This is a genomic window from Peptoniphilus timonensis JC401, assembly GCF_000312025.1.
Taxonomy (GTDB): domain Bacteria; phylum Bacillota; class Clostridia; order Tissierellales; family Peptoniphilaceae; genus Peptoniphilus_A; species Peptoniphilus_A timonensis.
Map to the genome: position 1 here is coordinate 88,631 of NZ_HE978593.1, position 18,767 is coordinate 107,397.

Annotated in this window: 14 protein-coding genes, 3 pseudogenes, 1 riboswitch and 1 other annotated feature; of the genes and pseudogenes, 11 read left to right on the forward strand and 6 right to left on the reverse strand. The window is 31.7% G+C overall.

All coding sequences use genetic code 11. From position 1 onward, the window contains the following. Positions 1-84: 84 nt before the first annotated feature. The 4 genes and pseudogenes from HGPT_RS00485 to HGPT_RS00500 all read right to left on the reverse strand — a co-directional run bounded on the left by HGPT_RS00485 (position 85) and on the right by HGPT_RS00500 (position 3,811). Positions 85-1,289, reverse strand: a pseudogene (locus HGPT_RS00485) (bifunctional 3,4-dihydroxy-2-butanone-4-phosphate synthase/GTP cyclohydrolase II). A gap of 16 nt (positions 1,290-1,305) precedes the next feature. Continuing rightward, on the reverse strand, positions 1,306-1,950 hold the full coding sequence (locus HGPT_RS00490; RefSeq protein ID WP_019137940.1) for a riboflavin synthase: 645 nt from the start codon (positions 1,948-1,950) through the stop codon (positions 1,306-1,308). After that, positions 1,943-3,058 (reverse strand): bifunctional diaminohydroxyphosphoribosylaminopyrimidine deaminase/5-amino-6-(5-phosphoribosylamino)uracil reductase RibD, encoded by a 1,116-nt coding sequence (ribD, locus tag HGPT_RS00495; RefSeq protein ID WP_040542332.1) that lies wholly within the window; start codon positions 3,056-3,058, stop codon positions 1,943-1,945. The genes HGPT_RS00490 and ribD overlap by 8 nt, the downstream gene beginning before the upstream one ends. Positions 3,059-3,105: 47 nt before the next feature. Further along, a riboswitch (FMN riboswitch) is annotated at positions 3,106-3,218 on the reverse strand. Positions 3,219-3,274: 56 nt separating this feature from the next. After that, positions 3,275-3,811, reverse strand: coding sequence for a guanylate kinase (locus HGPT_RS00500; protein WP_019137942.1), 537 nt, complete (start codon positions 3,809-3,811; stop codon positions 3,275-3,277). Between the two features lie 113 nt (positions 3,812-3,924). On the opposite strand from HGPT_RS00500, the gene pyrB reads away from it, so the two are divergent. The 7 genes and pseudogenes from pyrB to HGPT_RS09135 all read left to right on the forward strand — a co-directional run bounded on the left by pyrB (position 3,925) and on the right by HGPT_RS09135 (position 9,318). Beyond that, a complete protein-coding gene (gene pyrB / locus HGPT_RS00505; RefSeq protein WP_019137943.1) occupies positions 3,925-4,836 on the forward strand; it encodes an aspartate carbamoyltransferase in 912 nt (303 codons plus the stop codon). After that, positions 4,833-5,263 (forward strand): annotated as a pseudogene (locus HGPT_RS00510) (aspartate carbamoyltransferase regulatory subunit). The gene pyrB and the pseudogene HGPT_RS00510 overlap by 4 nt, the downstream one beginning before the upstream one ends. A 1-nt stretch (position 5,264) precedes the next feature. Then, a complete protein-coding gene (locus tag HGPT_RS00515) occupies positions 5,265-5,966 on the forward strand; it encodes a dihydroorotate dehydrogenase electron transfer subunit (RefSeq protein ID WP_019137944.1) in 702 nt (233 codons plus the stop codon). Next, positions 5,956-6,861 (forward strand): dihydroorotate dehydrogenase, encoded by a 906-nt coding sequence (locus HGPT_RS00520; RefSeq protein ID WP_019137945.1) that lies wholly within the window; start codon positions 5,956-5,958, stop codon positions 6,859-6,861. The genes HGPT_RS00515 and HGPT_RS00520 overlap by 11 nt, the downstream gene beginning before the upstream one ends. Before the next feature lie 140 nt (positions 6,862-7,001). Next, positions 7,002-7,958, forward strand: coding sequence for a threonine ammonia-lyase (locus HGPT_RS00525; protein WP_019137946.1), 957 nt, complete (start codon positions 7,002-7,004; stop codon positions 7,956-7,958). Positions 7,959-7,968: 10 nt separating this feature from the next. Beyond that, the gene (locus HGPT_RS00530) at positions 7,969-9,150 is read left to right on the forward strand and encodes a pyridoxal phosphate-dependent aminotransferase (protein ID WP_019137947.1); all 1,182 of its coding nucleotides are present in this window, start codon (positions 7,969-7,971) and stop codon (positions 9,148-9,150) included. A gap of 30 nt (positions 9,151-9,180) precedes the next feature. Next, positions 9,181-9,318 (forward strand): hypothetical protein, encoded by a 138-nt coding sequence (locus HGPT_RS09135; RefSeq protein WP_019137948.1) that lies wholly within the window; start codon positions 9,181-9,183, stop codon positions 9,316-9,318. A gap of 40 nt (positions 9,319-9,358) precedes the next feature. On the opposite strand, the gene HGPT_RS00535 is transcribed toward HGPT_RS09135, so the two are convergent. Beyond that, on the reverse strand, positions 9,359-11,074 hold the full coding sequence (locus HGPT_RS00535; RefSeq protein WP_019137949.1) for a vWA domain-containing protein: 1,716 nt from the start codon (positions 11,072-11,074) through the stop codon (positions 9,359-9,361). Continuing rightward, positions 11,064-11,975, reverse strand: a complete 912-nt coding sequence (locus HGPT_RS00540) for an AAA family ATPase (protein ID WP_019137950.1) — start codon at positions 11,973-11,975, stop codon at positions 11,064-11,066. The genes HGPT_RS00535 and HGPT_RS00540 overlap by 11 nt, the downstream gene beginning before the upstream one ends. Positions 11,976-12,954: 979 nt before the next feature. After that, positions 12,955-13,117: a binding site (T-box leader), on the forward strand. A gap of 37 nt (positions 13,118-13,154) precedes the next feature. Here HGPT_RS00540 and serS point away from each other — a divergent pair. The 4 genes and pseudogenes from serS to HGPT_RS00560 all read left to right on the forward strand — a co-directional run. Beyond that, positions 13,155-14,441 (forward strand): serine--tRNA ligase, encoded by a 1,287-nt coding sequence (gene serS, locus HGPT_RS00545; RefSeq protein WP_019137952.1) that lies wholly within the window; start codon positions 13,155-13,157, stop codon positions 14,439-14,441. 189 nt (positions 14,442-14,630) lie between these two features. Then, positions 14,631-17,326: pseudogene (locus HGPT_RS10265) on the forward strand (cation-translocating P-type ATPase). A gap of 165 nt (positions 17,327-17,491) precedes the next feature. Next, on the forward strand, positions 17,492-18,499 hold the full coding sequence (locus tag HGPT_RS00555) for a CPBP family intramembrane glutamic endopeptidase (protein WP_019137953.1): 1,008 nt from the start codon (positions 17,492-17,494) through the stop codon (positions 18,497-18,499). An 85-nt stretch (positions 18,500-18,584) separates the two neighbouring features. Beyond that, the coding region (locus HGPT_RS00560; protein ID WP_019137954.1) for a GntR family transcriptional regulator at positions 18,585-18,767 on the forward strand (183 nt) is incomplete at its 3' end.

Genomic DNA, 18,767 nt, shown 5'->3' on the forward strand with positions numbered 1-18,767 from the left:
AAACTATTGCATATTTTTTTCTTGAGATTGTAAATTTGCACTGTAAATTTTCATATTTCCTCCAATTATTTATTATTTTTTATTTTACTTTGTAAATTCTGATAAGATGTGGTTCATCTTTTCTGCTTTAGTTCTCAAATAAAATTCGTCATGTTTAGTTGAGTGAATTTCTATTGGAACTCTTTCTTTTATAATCATTCCAAATTCTTGCAAAGAATAAACTTTGTCAGGGTTATTTGTTAGAAGTCTCAATTCTTTAACTCCAAGGTCTTGCAAGATTTGCGCTCCAGTTGAATAATCTCTGGCATCTTCTGGGAATCCCAAAGCTAAATTTGCTTCCACTGTATCCATGCCTTGATCTTGTAGAGCATAAGCCTTGATTTTATTTACAAGACCAATGCCACGACCTTCTTGACGCATATAGAGTAAAATTCCTCTTCCTTCTTTGTCAATTTGACTCATGGCAAGGTGAAGTTGATTTCCACAATCGCATCTTGATGAACCAAAACAATCACCAGTTAAACATTCAGAGTGAACTCTTGTTAAGACATCCATTCCATCTCCAATATCACCTTTTACAAGGGCAATGTGGTGTTCGCCAGTAACTTTATCAATATAAGCATGAGCTCTAAAATCTCCAAACTTCGTTGGAAGTTTTGCTTCTGCAACTTTTTCTATAATTTTTCATGTCTTTTTCTGTAAAGTAAAAGTTCTTCAGTTGTTGTTATTTTCATGTCCAATTTTTTTGCAAGTTTAAAAAGATCTTCTCCACGCATCATGTGTCCATCATCTTGCATAATTTCACAACATAGTCCAACTTCTTTTAAACCAGCAATTTTTAAAAGGTCAACAGTTGCTTCAGTGTGTCCTCTTCTCACAAAAATTCCATCTTTTTTTGCAACAAGGGGAAACATGTGACCAGGTCTTCTAAAATCTTCTGGCCTTGCATCATCTTCTGTAAGCTTATTTGCAGTTAAAGCTCTTTCCCAAGCTGAAATACCAGTAGTAGTTTCTATGTGGTCAACAGAAACTGTAAAGGCAGTTTCGTGGTTATCAGTGTTATCTGCTACCATTTGATTTAATTTTAATTTTTCTGCATATTCCTTTGACATTGGCATACAAATGAGTCCTTTTGCAAGAGAAGCCATAGTATTTAAACTTTCTCCTGTGGCAAATTCTGCAGCTTGAATCATATCGCCTTCATTTTCTCTGTCAGGCTCGTCAGTTACTATAACAATTTCTCCCTTTTTAAGAGCGTCAACAACTTCTTCAATTGAATTTACTTTCATTTTCTTCTCCTATACATTAAAAACCATTTTCTAATAAAAAACTTTTGCTTATTTTACTTTCTTCCTTTGCGTTTATAAAATTGTAAACATAACGACCAATAATATCTGTTTCAATATTTATCTTATCTCCGACTTTTTTGTTTATAAGATTTGTATCTCTTATAGTAGTTGGAATTATTGAAACTTCAAGATAATTTGTTCCAAGTTTTGATACAGTAAGACTTATGCCGTCAAGGGCAATGGAACCCTTTGGAGCAATGTACTTAAAATTATCAGAGTCAAATTTTATCCTGTAGACAATTTCGTTTCCATGATTTAAGATGGAAATAATTTCGCCAAGCCCATCAACGTGACCCTGAACTATATGACCATCAAGTCTTTTTAGGGGACTTAGAGCTCTTTCTAGATTTAATTTTTCTCCTATTTTTAAATTTTTAAAAGTAGTAGAATTAATAGTTTCCACCATGACATCAGCTTTATAAAAATCTTCTCCAAGTTCTGTAACAGTTAAACAAACTCCATTTGTTGCAATTGAGTCGCCAATTTTTGTCCCTTCCAAAACTTTTTTGCATGAAACTTTAAGCGAATAGAGGTCACTATCTTTTTTTATGTCTATTAAATGTCCAATTTCTTCGATTATTCCAGTGAAAATTTTAATCACACCTTCCAGTGACTATTATGTCATCAAATAATTTTTCGCAGGTCATATCTTTTATTTTTATTGAATCTTTTAAATCTTTTATTTCAAGATCTCCTATTGCAGAAAATCCCTTAGATCCAAGTAGGATTGGAGCAATGAAAAAATAAAACTTATCAACTAAATTATTTTTTAACATTTCTGCATTTAAAGTTCTTCCGCCTTCAAGAAGAATAGAAGATATGTCGTAGTCTTTTAACTTTTCCATGAGATCTATTAAGTCGACTCTACTGTCTTTGTCCTTACAGATTAAAACTTCAACATTTTTCATTTCTTTGATTTTTTCTAACTTATTCTTGTCACAATTTTCTGTAGTTGCAAGAATAGCAATAGAATCGAAATCACCATTTAAAACTTTGGCGTCAAGAGGAATTCTAAGTTTTGAATCTGTTATTATTCTAATGGGATTATTTTTATATTTTCCATGGCGAACATTAAGACTTGGATTATCAGCTAGGACTGTTCCAATTCCAACCATTATTGCATCTAGCTGTCCTCTTAGTTCGTGGGAGTGAGCTCTTGAAAATTCTGATGTAATCCATTTTGACTCTCCACTTTCTGTTGCAATTTTTCCATCAAGAGACATGCCAGATTTTAAGACTACAAAGGGTCTATTATTTTTTAAGTAAGTAAAAAATCTTTCGTTTAGATTTAAACACTCTTCTTCTAAAAGACCTTCTGTTACAGAAATTCCTGCATCTTCTAAGATTTTTATTCCTTTGCCAGAAACTTTTGGGAAGGGATCTAGAGTTCCAATTACAACTCTTTTTATACCTTCTTCAACTATCCTATTGGCACAGGGAGGAGTTTTGCCAGTATGAGAGCAAGGCTCCAAGTTCACATAAAGTGTAGCACCTTTTATATCTTCTCCCTTATTTTTTGCATCTAAAATTGCATTTACTTCTGCATGATTATCACCAAATTTTAGGTGAGCACCCTCTCCAATTATTTTTTCATCTTTTACAATTACACAGCCAACTAGGGGATTGGTTTTTGTTTTTCCAATTCCTTCTTTTGCCAGTTCAAGGGCACGTTCCATGTAAAAGACATCGTTAAAATCTTCTATATACATTAAATCACCTATAAAAAAAGAGCCCATGCAGGGCTCAAAAAATTCAAAATTATCTTCTTTCATCCAGACTATACTGTCGGTATTGGAATTACACCAATTCAGCTTTCGCTCGCGGACTTTTACCGCCGGTGAGGAATTGCACCTCGCCCTGAAGAGTTTTATTAACTTATAAATTTATGATAACACTAGAAATTAAATTGTCAAGGAAAAAGAAAATCATTTTCCTTCTTTAATATTTTTTATAAGACTCATCACATCTTCAAAGACAGAGTCTATATCCCTGTCAGAATCTATGATGTAGTCAGAATAGGAGTCTAAATCTTCTAAGACTTTTAACCTTTTTTCTATATCATTTTCATTGTCTTTTCTTTTTTTCATCCTATCTCTTAAAGTATCTTTGGAGCACTTTAGATATATAGAAATTGTATTTTTAAATTCTTTTTTTATTGCAAGGACGCCTTCCTTGTCAACGACAATTATGCAGTCTTTGTCCTTGTTGTTGTTTTTTTCCAGATCTTCTTTTAAAGTTGAGTAATAATTTCCAACATAGCAAGTTGTTCCAATAAAAAGATTGTCATCGTCCATTTTTTTAAAATTTTCTTGATCAATAAAATTATAATCAATGCCATTAATTTCAGATGCCCTTGGCTTTCTAGTTGTATAAGTGATTATTTTTTCGAGGCCGTGGCTAGTAAGTGCATCTCTTATAGTGGACTTGCCAGAGCCTGAATGTCCTAGTATTAAATAAATCATAGCTACTCCTTTAATTTTATTAGATAAAGTATAACATATTTTTTCTATTATACTTTACAATTATAAAAATTTGAAGTAATATAGAAAAGATAAAATATTAGATGGAGGTAAAGATGAAACATTTAATAGAGCCACTAGATTTTACAACTGAAGAATACGAAGAAATTTTTAGACTAGTTGATGACATTATTGCCAATCCCCTTGAATATTCTCATGTTTGCGACAATAAGTTATTAGCTAGTCTTTTTTTTGAACCTTCAACGAGAACAAGACTATCTTTTGAAACTGCAATGCTAAGACTTGGAGGACGTGTAATTGGTTTTTCTGATGCAGGAGTAAGTTCATCTACAAAGGGAGAAACTTTACTTGATACCATAAGAGTTATAGAAAATTATGCAGATATTTGTGCCATGCGTCATCCAAAAGAAGGAGCAGCACTAATGGCATCAAAGGTAGTTAAGACAATGCCAATTATAAATGCAGGAGATGGGGGACACTTTCACCCAACACAAACTCTTGCAGATTTAATAACTATAAGACATTATAAAAAATCCTTTGATAACTTAACTGTGGGACTTTGTGGAGATTTAAAATTTGGAAGGACAATTCACTCACTAGTTAGAGCTTTAAATCGTTATGAAAATGTGAAATTTATATTTATTTCACCAGAAGAATTAAAGATGCCAGATCCTTTTAAAAACTTTATTGACGAAAAGAATTATTCTGAAACAAGAGATCTTGCAAGTGTAATTGATAAAGTGGATGTACTCTATATGTCCAGAGTTCAAAAAGAAAGATTTGTGTCTTCAGATGAATACGAAAGATTAAAGGATTACTACATCTTAACTGAAGAAAAATTAAAAAATGCAAAAGAAGATATGATAATTTTACACCCACTACCAAGAGTAAATGAAATTGCACCAGAAGTGGATAAAGACCCTAGGGCAGTTTACTTTGAGCAAACAAAATTTGGCATGTATGGTAGAATGGCGTTAATCATGAAACTTTTGGAGGCTAACAAATGATAAATGTTTCAAAAATAAAAAAGGGAATTGTACTAGATCACATAGAAAGTGGAAAGGCTCATGTGCTTTATAGGGCTCTAGAATTAGATAAAGTCACAGATGCCGTTGTGCTTATGCAAAATATTTACTCAACTTCAATGGGAAAAAAAGATTTAATAAAAATTGAAACAGACTATGATCTAGATTTTACAGTTTTGGGACTCATTGCCCCTCACACAACTGTAAATTTTATTGAAGATGGCGAGAGAGTAAAAAAATACGCATGGAACTGCCAGATCTTGTGGAAGATGTATTGATTTGTAAAAATCCAAGATGCATAACAAATAGCGAAAGAGAAATACCTGGTCACAAATTTTACCTCTATGACAGGGCAAAAAAAGAATACAAGTGCGAGTATTGCGATACAGTTACCAAATATGGAGAATGATATGGCAAAGATTATAGAAAATATAGAAGTTTGTAAAGATTATTTTATACTTAGGACAGATTTAGACGTAAAAGTTTATCCCGGACAATTTTTTATGTTGAGAGCTTGGGAATCCTATCCAACACTTTCAAGACCAATTTCAGTTTACGATGTCACAGATGGAGTTGACTTCTTAATAGAAAAAAGAGGAGAGGGAACAAAAATCTTAGAAAAACTTGAAAAATGTGATGAAATAAAATTATTTGGTCCTTTTGGAAATAGCTTTTATGCAAATGTAGATGAAGTAGCCCTAGTTGGCGGTGGAGTTGGCGTGGCACCTTTTCACTATTTAATAAAAGAAATTCAAAAAATTAAACCTGAGTCAAAAATTACTCTTTACATTGGAGAAAGAGAAGAACTTGAACTTGAAAAATCCTTTAAAGATATAAATTGCGACATAATAGTAAAAAAAGGTGGATTTATCACAGATGCAATTGACTTTGAAAAGCACAAATTAATCTATACTTGTGGGCCAGAAATTATGATGAAAAAAGTAGTTGAACTTGCAAGACAACATGATACAAAAACTTATGTATCCCTTGAAAAAAGAATGGGCTGTGGCGTGGGAGCTTGTTTATCTTGTTCTTGTGATACCAAAAAAGGAAGAAGAAGGTCTTGCAAAGAAGGACCAATATTTAAGGGGAGTGATTTACTTGACTTCTAGAACTGAAATAAATTTAGCTGGTATAAAATTAAAAAATCCAATAATAATGGCAAGTGGAACTTATGGATATGGAGAAGAATTTAAAAACTTCTACGACCCAAAAATTCTAGGAGGAATTTCTTCAAAGGGAATAACAAGATACCCAAAAAAAGGAAATGAAGGTATAAGAATTTGGGAAACTCCATCAGGGATTTTAAATTCTATTGGACTTGAAAATCCAGGAGTAGAAGAATTTGTTAAGACAAAAATCCATGACATGAATAAATTGGGCACAGAAATATTTGTAAATTTAGGTGGCAATACAATAGAAGAATATGTTGAATCAGCAAAAATGCTAAATGATTATAATTTTGCAGCTATTGAACTAAATATATCCTGTCCCAATGTAAAAGAAGGTGGCATGGCCTTTGGCATGGATAAAGACTCTGCAGCAAAAGTTGTAAGAGAAGTTATGAAAGTAACTAACAAAAAAGTTTTTGTTAAACTTTCACCAAATGCAGGAGACATTGTGGGAATAGCCAAGGCAGTGGAAGCTGAAGGAGCAACGGGACTTTCTCTTATAAATACAATTCTTGGAATGGCAATTGATTTAGATAGAGAAGATATTGTCTTTAACAACACTTATGCAGGCATGTCTGGACCAGCAGTAAAACCAATTGCTTTAAGAATCCTTCATCAAGTTGCAAAAAATGTTGATATTCCAATAATTGGTATGGGAGGAATTTCAAATTATAGAGATGTTCTAGAATTTTTAATGGCTGGAGCAAGTGCAGTTGAAATTGGGACTTATAACTTCATGAATCCTTTTGCTGGTGAGGAAATTATAAAAGATCTTGAAAATTATCTTGAAGAAAAAAATAAAAATATAAATGATTATGTAAAAAAACTAGTATAAAAAATTTAACTTTGAACTCCTTGTGAAGAGGAGTTCTTTTTGTAAGTTTTAAATTATAAAATTATTTTACAAATTTACTTTAGCATATTATAATATCAGAAAAAGGTATAGTATGAAATAGTTTAAATAAAGGAGAAATAATGGATTATAGAAATGGATACAAGGAAACTATAAAGGCGAGAGAGAGGATTAGGGATTATATTTATGAAACGCCCCTAATTAGACTTAATTATATATCTGAGATGCTTGGCACTTCTGTCTATGCAAAACTTGAAAATATGCAAAAGACAAATTCTTTTAAGATAAGAGGTGCCTTAAATAAAATTAGGAAACTTTCTGATGAGGAATTGAAAAAAGGTGTTGTAACTGCATCTTCTGGAAATCACGGAAAGGGAATTGCGACTTGTGCAAAAATGCTTGGCATTCCTGCAAAAATTGTCTTGCCAGATACTTCTACTGATACAAAAAGACAGATGATAAAAGATCTTGGAGCAGAAATTGTTATTTCAAGTGTGGAAGAGAGGTTTAATGTTGCAAAAGAAATTGCTGAAAAAGAAGGAATGACTTTTATCCATCCCTTTGATGATTTAGATGTTTCTGAAGGACAGGGAACTATAGCTGTTGAAATTTTAAATAAAATGGATCATTTAAAAATGATTGTGCCCATTGGTGGTGGCGGTCTTATTTCTGGTATTGCCATGTACACCAAGGGCGTGACAAGATGGTCTGAAGTCATTGGTGTTGAACCAGAAAATGTAAATAGATACACCTTATCTTTAGAAGAAGGCGAGCCAAGAGAAGTAAAAAGAGGAGAAACTCTTGCCGATGGACTTCTTTCTGTAAAGCCAGGAGAAAATGTATTTCCTATTGTAAGAGATCTTGTTGACGACATTGTAACTTGTCAAGATAAATATCTTAAAAAAGCGCTAGATTTATTGTATAATAAAGAAAAATTAATTGTGGAGCCATCTTCTGCCATAGGTCTTGGTGCAATTTTAGAAGGAAAAATAAAATTTGATGATAGGGATAAACTTGTCCTTATAATCACTGGTGGTAATGTTGAAGGAAGAGCAATTGAAGAAATAATAAATTCTTAGGGAGGAAATCATGAGAGATTTTATTTGTAGCAAGTATAGTAATATAGGTCCTTCTGGTATTAGAAAGATAAATGAAAAGACAATTGAAATGGAAAGAGATGGCAAGAGAATCTACCACTTTGAAGTGGGCAGACCTGATTTTGACACTCCAAAGGTAATTAAGGATGCCACAATAAAAAGTATTGAAAATGGAGATGTTTTTTATACTTCAAATTATGGAATAATGCCTCTAAGGGAAGCTGTTGCTGAAAAACTTAGAGAAGAAAATAATTTAGACTATACTGCAAAGGAAGTCTTGATAACAGCTGGTGCAACTGAATCAATTTTTGATTCTTATTCACTAATTTTAGAAGAAGGCGACGAAATTCTTCTTCCAAACCCTTGTTGGCCAAACTATGTCAACGCAGCTCACATTATGGGAGCAAAACCAGTGAGATATAGTCTTGCTGAAGAAAATGATTTTCAAATTGACTTTGATGAATTAGAAGAGCTTGTTACAGAAAAAACTAAGGCTATTGTAATTATTACTCCATCAAATCCAATAGGTTCTATGTTTTCTCAAGAAACTTTGGAAAAACTTGCTGATTTTGCAAAGAAAAAAGATATTTTAGTAATTTCAGATGAAATTTATGAAAAAATTGTCTATGGAAATAAGAAACATATTTCTATGGCATCTCTTGATGGAATGAAAGAGAGAACTATAACTATTAATGGATTCTCAAAAACTTATTCTATGACAGGATTTCGCCTTGCATATATTGCTGCTCCAGAAGAATTTATTAGAGTTTTAAATATTATTCACCAACACAATACTTCTTGTGCAACTTCTTTTGTTCAATACGCAGGAATCACTGCTTTAAAAGATGGAAAAGAAGGCACAGATAAAATGGTAAGAGAATACAAGAGAAGACGTGACTATATTGTGGAAAAAGTCAATTCCATTGATGGACTTAGCCTAAATAATCCAGATGGAGCCTTCTATGCTTTTATAAATATTAAAGATGTGGGAGTTTCTTCAGAAGAATTTTGTAATTACCTTCTTGACGAAGAATGTGTGGCAGTAGTTCCAGGAACTGTTTTTGGAAGTGCAGGGGAAGGCTTTATTAGATTTTCTTATGCATCTTCTTATGACGATATAGTCGAAGGTCTAAACAGAATGGAGAAGGCTTGTAAGCATTTTTTAAATAAGTAAGTAATCGTGATTTTATAATCAGGTGAAAGAATGAAAAAAGTTTTAATAATTATATTAAATGTCCTTGTTTTTGCCATAGCTTCAACATTACTTTCAAGAGGTCAAAAAAGTGGCGATTTGATTTTTAAGAATAATTTATTCAGTAGCCCTAGTAAAAGCAGGATTTAATATAACAAAGGCATTAAAAAAAGAGTAGGTTCAATAGATCCTACTCTATTTTATTTGCATAAGTTTTTAAAAATATACCAACAAGTTTGTGAAATCTTGCAAGGTCACTTATATAAGCATAGTCACTTCCGTAAATTTTTTTAATATTTGTGCTTTCAGATTCTTCTCCAGTAAAAACACCAAAAGTATTTATTCCCTTTAATCTTGTCAAAAGAACTTCCTTTGATGTATCCATGACAGCTTCTTCGTCTTTATAATTTTCCCCAGGAGTTTTGGATGCACCAACTACTCCAATGTCGATTTCGTCAAAGGGAAGACCATCTGTCAAAATAATTAAAAATCTTCTTGAGTCGTGATTTTTGGAAATCAAGTGTCGCATAAATTTAATTGCGTGTCCATCTCTATTTGATCCCGAAGGGGAGTATTTGAAGATGTCTTTATTTTTTACTCTAGGGTCATTGTAGTCCCTATATTTTTTTATAACAGTGTAATTATAAAAATTGTTGTAGGAAAAAATTCTAGTTTTTATATTTAAAGATGTGAGAGCCTCTGCAATAATATAAGTTTCTGTTGCCAAAATTTCTTTTCTTTCATTTTGTGAAGCAGAAGAGTCTAGAAGAATATCTACAAATATTTCGTTGGAATCCTTCCTATTTATTTTTTTGAAAATCCTATCTTCATTTAATTCTCTTGTTTTCCAAATTTCTGATGGAATAATTTTTCCAGAAGTTGATTTTACTATTTCATCTTCAGATTCCTTTAATAGAGAATTTTTAATAACTCCAGCTAACTCTCTTATAGCACGAGAATTTTGGAGTTTATTTTTTTCATAAAAATTTAAGTTGTCAGAATAATTATTTCTTTCCTCACTTGCATAATAGGAAGATTTATTTTCAAACTCTCCAGATGGAAAGAAAAATTTTATGTCACTATGGATTCCTGTTGAAATTTCCTTAGCAATTTTATCAGCAGTATTTCTCTTTACTTTTTCAAGTCCATAGCGTTTTACTAAAGCCTTATAAATATTTTTGTCAGAAAAATTATTAACTAAAGTATCTTCTTTTACGTTGATATCTCGAAAGTCATCGTTAAAAAAAGTAAATTCTGCAGATTCAATGTTATATCTTTCTAAGAAACTGTTGTCCAATATATTCTTTCTTTCGTAGGGTATATTCTTTTTAGAAGATGAACTTGATTTTGCTTCTTTTTTAAATTCTTCATAAGATTCTTCTGTATCCTTTGGGAGATCTTTATTGATGTGAAAATATTTCTTAAAGAGTCCTCTTAAAAAATCAAGATAGAGAAAAGTATCTTTTTCTTTAAAGTCACAAATTTCTTTAAGCATTTCTTCCAAAACTCTTTGAACTTTTGGATATTCTCCTCTTTCTTTTCTTATATATCCAATTTTAAGTTCCGTAGTCATTATGATTTTTCTTCTTCTTAGATTTTTTAAGATTTCTTCATCGTGTATATTTTTAAAATCAAGAGTACCTGGTCTTTCTAGAATCATTTCCTTGGAAAAAATATTTTCTAATACTAATTTTGAAATTTCCCACAGATCCTTTTTGTTGTTTAAAGAATTTACATATTTTTTAAAAAAATCATCGAGAATATAAAAATCAAAAAATTTTGAAGCATAACCAAGAATTGCTGCCTCGTAGGGATCTTCTGCACTTAAAGAAAACTTAGAAATGTCAAAATCATAAAAGCAAGACAAGGTCCAAAAAATATTCTTCAGCCTATTTTCATCCTTCAAAAAGATCAGCTCTTTCAATGTTTTTTACAAAAAGGGTGTCGATGACATCAGTGACAATTTCTTTTTCGTAGGAATCAAAAGTCTTATCCACTAAACCAAGGTCCAAAGATTCTCTTATTCCAAGTCCACGATTCATGAGTTCAATACTTGATAAGAGTCCACGAAGATCAATTGCCTTTGAAGAAATTTCTGAATTTAGTGATTTTTCTTGAAGGTCTAAAAATAATCTTGTAAATAGTTTTATGGAATTATTATTTAAATTTGTATTTTCTTTAAATAATTTTTCTAAGTCAGATTCAGAGATAGTAGGCATATCAATTACCAAAAATCTTGAAACTAAGGCTTCGTTAAGGTCACGAGTGCCAATGTAACCGTAATTCATAGTTGCAATAAATCTTGTAGCATCGTGAAGATTTAGCCTGTCATAGCCAGATATATCGAGAACTCTTCTGTAGTCAAGAGTGGAGTGAACAACAGATAAGGCTTCGTTTTTTGCCATATTTATTTCGTCAAAAACTGCAAAGCCACCTTCTTCTGCAGCCTCATAAACTGGTCCTTTTTTTAAAGTTACTTCATTATTTTTAAAAGTGTCAGAACCAATCAAGCTAGATGGATCTGATGCGATATTAAGGGAAATTGTCCAAAGTGGTCTTTTAAAGAGATAGGCTAAATTTTCTGCCAAGACATTTTTACCAGTAGCTTTAGGTCCAGAGAGGAGGATGTTGTCGCCAGATAAAATTGCTGCAATTGCCTTCTCCCAAGTTTCTTTGCCATAATATTTATATTTTATATTTGGAATTCTATATTCAAAATTTTTATTTAAATCGTGTTTTTCTATAAATTCATCTACTCCGTCAAGTAGATCTTTTGAAACGCCTTGTGAAAGTAAAAACTCTCTCATTTCATCACCTCTAGCTTATTATAGCAAAAAGAAAAAATTATATAAATTATATGTATAGAGAATGGGTCTTAAAAAGTTTTTGTGTTATAATCTAATAAAGTAAAGAGGAGGGATACTATGGCATTTACTTCTAAATCACTTATTTCATTAATTCTTGGCTTTGGGATTTATATAGGAATTTTTGTACTTATTATCTTGGCAATACTTGCTCTAATAAAATACTTAAAAAAATAAGAAGCTTTATAGGCTTCAAAAATAGAAAATTTATGTTATAATGTAGATAAAGAGGACACCATGTAGATGGTTGCTCTAAGTTGATATTTTTTTGATACCACTTGTAGTGCAATACAGGTGGTATTTTATTTTATGCTATTTCTTATTAAGAAACAGGGCAATTAGGGCAATAATCAAACTAATTATTTTTAGCATAATGCTAAGAATTTCAAAATCTGACATTGCTATCACCCCCTTTACTGTTAAAAGTAAAGAGCAACCAACTGTATGTCCTCAAATATATTATACATATTTTATAAATTCTCATCAAATAGTTTATTATCAGCAATACTTAAAAAAATAAGAAGCTTTATAGGCTTCAAAAATAGAAAATATATGTTATAATGTAGATAAAGAGGACACCGTTTATACCCATATGGGCACAAGCGACGGTTTTCCCTGAGGCAAATTATAAAAACCTACCTATCAGCGAAAATACAGGTAGGTTTTTTTATGTTCTATTTCTTATTTTGAAATAGGGTAACAATAGCTATAACTAACATAAAAATTTTAAAAATTATAGATAAAATTTCATAATCAGTCACACTATCACCCCCAATCTACTCTAGATTAGGGAAAACCATCTGCCTGTATCGTCTATTCGATGTCCTCAAATATATTATACATATTTTATAAATTCTCATCAAATACTTTATTATCCAAAAAGCTTGAACTTATTTTTACTTATGTTATAATAAAAAAACTAAAAAAGGCGATAATTGAGAATAGTAATTTTAAAAAGTTTTTAAGAGAGCAGATGGCTGGTGAAAATCTGTAAACTAATAAAGTGAATCCGACTCATAGTCTATGATTTTTTAAGTGAACCATTAGGTTAATTAGGGTGGCAACGCGGGTCTCTCGTCCCTTTAGGGATGAAGAGGCTTCTTTTAATTTAAGGGAGGATATATGTTAGACATTAAATTTGTAAGAGAAAACCCAGAAGCAGTTAAGGAAAATATTAAAAAGAAATTCCAAGAAGACAAGCTTCCACTAGTTGACGAAGTTATAAAGATTGACGAAGAACTTAGAGATGCTAAGACTAAGGGCGATAATCTTCGTGCAGAAAAAAATCAAACTTCAAAACAAATTGGCGGCTTTATGCAAAAGGGCGAAAAAGATAAGGCAGAAGAAGCAAAGAAAAAAGTTGCTGAAATAAATGAAGAGATAACAAGACTAGAAACTTCTGAAAAAGAACTTGCTGAAGAACTTAAAAAGAGAATGCAAGTTATACCACAAATGATCGACGACTCTGTTCCAATAGGAAAAGATGACAGCGAAAATGTAGAAATCGAAAGATTTGGAGAACCAGTTATACCAGATTACGAAATCCCATATCACGTTGATATTATGGAAAAGTTTAATGGAATTGATTTAGATTCTGCTAGAAATACATCTGGTGCAGGTTTCTATTATCTAAAGGGAGATATTGCAAGACTTCACTCAGCAATTTTATCTTATGCCAGAGATTTTATGATTGATCGTGGTTTTGAATATCACATTCCACCATTTATGATTAGATCAAATGTAGTTACTGGTGTAATGAGTTTTGCAGAAATGGAAGACATGATGTATAAAATCGAAGGTGAAGATCTTTATTTAATTGGTACATCTGAACACTCAATGATTGGTAAATATATAAACACTATAAGTCCAGAAGAAGAAATGCCACTTGCACTTACTTCTTATTCTCCATGTTTTAGAAAAGAAGTTGGAGCTCACGGAATTGAAGAAAGAGGGGTTTACAGAATCCATCAATTTGAAAAGCAAGAAATGGTTGTAATTTGTAAACCAGAAGATTCAAAAGATTGGTTTGTAAAATTGTGGCAAAATACAGTGGACTTTTTCCGTTCACTAGAAATTCCTGTAAGGACTCTTGAATGTTGCTCTGGAGATTTGGCAGATTTAAAGGTTAAATCTCTTGATGTCGAAGCCTTTTCTCCAAGACAAAATAAATATTTTGAAGTTGGATCATGTTCAAATCTTGGAGATGCACAAGCAAGAAGACTTAATATTAAACTTCGTGGCAAAGATGGCACATATCTAGCACATACATTAAATAACACTGTAGTTGCACCACCAAGAATGTTGATTGCCTTTTTAGAAAACTTACTACAAGAAGATGGCACAATTAAAATTCCTGAACCACTACAAATGTACATGGGTGGCAAGGACAAGTTAGTTCCAAAAAAATAATAATTAAATATATTTTCAAAAAAATTATAGATTGTTTTAGGTAAAATATTTTGATATAATTTATTCACTTAGGGGAGTAACTTTTAAATTTTCAGTCGTCATTACGGCACAGCCCGGCTGGAAAGCTTATTATTAAGTATGTGAGACCGATGTAACAGTCGGTCTCTTTTTTATTTATAAGGAGGAATTATGGAGAAAAATTGGTATAACAAATCCCCAGATGAAGCCCTAAAAGACCTCTCTACTACAAGAGAAAAGGGTCTTAGTCAAGAAGAAGCCAAAACTAGGCTAGAAAAATATGGGGAAAATGCACTTGCTGCAGAAAAGAAAAAATCCTTTGGAGAAAAATTAAAGGAACAAATCCTTGATCCAATGATAATTATTCTTATGATAGCAGCCATTGTATCTGCTTTCGTTGGAGAAGCACTCGATGCTGGAATTATTATTGCAATTGTAATTGTTAATGCTTTTCTTTCAATTTATCAAGAAGGAAAAGCTGAAGAAGCTATAGAAGCCTTACAAAAAATGTCATCACCAAAGGCAAAGGTAATAAGAGATGGTGATCACATAGAAGTTGATTCCAATACTCTTGTGCCAGGAGATATTGTAATTCTTGAAACAGGCGACATTGTGCCAGCGGATTTAAGACTTATTGATTCATCTAACTTAAAAATTGACGAATCATCTCTAACTGGAGAATCAGTTCCAGTAGAAAAAAACTTCTCAAAAGTTTACGATGGAAGATGGAAATTGGAGATAGAGAAAACTTAGCATATTCTTCAACTATTATAACTTATGGTAGAGGAATGGGTCTTGTTGTAGAAACTGGTCACGAAACAGAAATTGGAAAAATTGCAACTTCAATTGCAACAGTAGGAGATGAACAAACACCTTTACAAAGAAAGCTTGCAAAACTTTCTAAGACTCTTGGAATTTTAGTTATTGTAATTTGTGCAGTGGTTCTTGGAGTAGGCGTTTTATATAAAAATGACCCACTAGAAATGTTTATGACAGCAATTTCACTTGCAGTAGCAGCAGTTCCAGAAGGACTTCCTGCTATAGTTACAATTGTACTTTCTATTGGAATGGGCAAGATGGCAGAAAAAAATGCCATTGTTAAAAAACTTTTGGCAGTTGAAACTCTAGGAACAACTACAGTAATTTGTTCAGATAAGACTGGTACACTAACTCAAAATGAAATGACTGTTGTAAAAGTATTTACAGACGGACAAGTTTACGATGTTTCTGGAACTGGTTATTCACCTGAAGGTGACGTAACTAAAAAAGAAGAAAAAGTTACTATCGAAGAAGATGAAAACTTAAAAATTCTTTCATCTATTGCAGCCCTAACAAATGATGCAAAATTACAAGTTAAAGGTCAAGAAGCCTCAATCATTGGTGATCCAACAGAAGGAGCACTTCTTACTTTTGCAGAAAAAGCAGGAAATGGACTAAAAGAACTTTACAATAATTTTGACAGAATAGAAGAAATTCCTTTTGATTCTGACAGAAAAATGATGACAACTTTCCACGATAAGATTTTTGATAATATTGCATCTTTTACAAAGGGAGCACCAGATGTTGTCCTTGACAGATGTAGCAAAATATTAATAGATGGAAAAGAAGTAGAACTTGATGATAAGTTAAGAAAAGAAGTTCTAGATAAAAATAGTGAATTTGCAAGATCTGCCCTTAGATGCTTGGGTTATGCTTATAGAAAGCACAGCGATATGCCAACTGAAATCACATCTGAAAATATCGAAAAAGACATGGTTTTCGTTGGACTTACTGGTATGATTGACCCTTCAAGACCAGAAGTTAAGGCAGCAATAAAAGAATGTAGAAGTGCCGGCATAAGACCAATAATGATTACAGGTGACTATCTTGAAACAGGACTTGCTATTGCAAAAGATCTTGGAATTGCAACATCTGATGATGAAGCAATTATGGGTAGAGAACTAAACGAAATGTCTGAAGCAGAACTAAGAGAAATTGTAAAAGAAAAATCTGTCTTCACTAGAGTTTCTCCAGAAAACAAGGTTCAAATTGTAACTGCTCTTAAACAAAATGGTCACATTACTGCCATGACTGGTGACGGAGTTAACGACGCTCCAGCAATTAAAAAGGCAGACATTGGTATAGCAATGGGTATAACTGGAACTGACGTAGCAAAAAATACTGCTGAAGTAATTTTGACAGACGACAACTTTGCTACAATAGTAAATGCAGTTGAAGAAGGAAGAATTATTTATTCAAACATCAAAAAGTTTGTTGCTTACCTTCTTTCATGTAACCTTGGAGAAGTCCTAATAGTTTTAATTTCAATCCTAATGGACTTGCCAGTACCTCTAATTCCAATTCAACTACTTTGGCTTAACCTTGTAACTGACTCTTTCCCTGCACTTGCACTGGGAGTTGAAAGAGGAGAAGCTGACATAATGGAAGAAAAACCTCGTGATCCAGATGAACCAATTCTAGATAAAGAAATAAAAATTACAGTTGCTATTCAATCTATAGCAATAACAGTTGCAACACTTCTTGCATATTTTGTTGGACTAAAATGGTATGGACTTGAATCTGGAATAAATCATGCAAGGACAATGGCATTTGCAACACTAATTATTTGTGAACTTTTAAGGTCTTATACAGCAAGATCAATTGACAAGACTGTATTTGAAATTGGAGTTTTCACAAATAAAAAATTAGTTCTTGCAACAGCTTTTTCTTTCTTACTGATGCTAGTAGTAATTTATGTTCCAATCTTAAACGATGCCTTTGGACTGATGGACTTAGGGCCAAAAGAAATTGGCGTTGTACTTGGATCAGCTCTTATCCCACTAGTAGCTGGAGAAATCCAAAAGAAAGTAAGATTCAAGAAAAAATAAATTTAAAATTATAAAATCAAAAGTGTCCCTAGACTCTTATAGTTTAAGGACACTTTTTTTATTGGAAAATTTTATAAAATTATTGACAAATCTATTCAATGGGATTATAGTGTAAATATAAAGTATATACACTTAAAATTCAAGAAAAGGAGTTTGAGAGATATTATGAAAAAAGATTTAAAAATTTTTATTGGCATATCATTTATTATTCCATACATAATGGGATTTGCCATTTATTACTGCAAATTACACGACATAAGCACAAGTATTTATCCCTTATTTCAAATGTTTATTCCATTTTTAGCTGTAGTAGCCTTGTTATACAAAGAAGACAAAAGCATTTTAAAAGTTTTTCCATTTAAAATTTATATCTTTACAAGTATTGTTGTGTTTTTGTTTGCTATAGTAAATATTTTTTATCCAAATTTTGATAGTTTTTCTAGCATTATAATTTTATTATCAGCTATAGCAATGATTATAGCCATTTTCACTATGGATGAAGATCTTAAAAAGAAATTATCTTTAGATAAACCAAATAAAAAGATTACACTTCTAGTGTGTTTAATTTTTATACTTATATATTTTTTAAGATTTTTTATTGGATGCATAATAGAAGGAGAAACAAGAGAATTTATAAAAATATTTAATCTTAATAGTTTAAAAGTCTTTATTTCTATTGTTATTTTCTCATTTTTAAATATTATGCCATTCATTGGAGAAGAATATGGTTGGAGGGCATATTTAGCACCAAGATTAAAAGAAATATATGGATATAAAAAATCTATTTTTCTCACAGGTTTTATTTGGGGAATATGGCACTTGCCTCTTAATCTATTTTATTATTCAGATGGACTTATGACATCACAAATTTATTCCATACTTGTACAACTTGTATTTTGCACATTTTTGGGAATATTTTTAACTTATGCATACAATAAGACAAAGTCAATTTGGGCTCCAGTTATGATTCACTACTTAAACAACAATCTTGCCCTATTATTTGTCACAGATCTTTCTAAAGATCTATTTTCTGGACAACATTATGATTTAAAGGAAACTTTGTTTTCGATAATAAGTTCAATAATACTCTTTGGGATTTTTATGTTTTCAAAATACATTAAAGATGAAAATCTTTGGGAAAAATCTGTTTATGAGAAAATAAAAGAGCTTTGATTTTTATGGATTTTATAAAAGTATAAATTAAACAAAATAAACATTGTGTAAAAACAATAGTATATACACTTAAAGGCGGTGTGATATGAAAATTATTATTTCCAATGATTCTGGTCTTCCAATTTATGAGCAGATAAAAAATCAAATCAAGGCTCAGATTGTTGCAGGAGACCTAGAGGCAGATGAAGGACTTCCTGGCATGAGGACTCTTGCCAGCGACCTAAAGGTCTCTGTCATAACGACAAAACGTGCCTACAATGACTTGGAG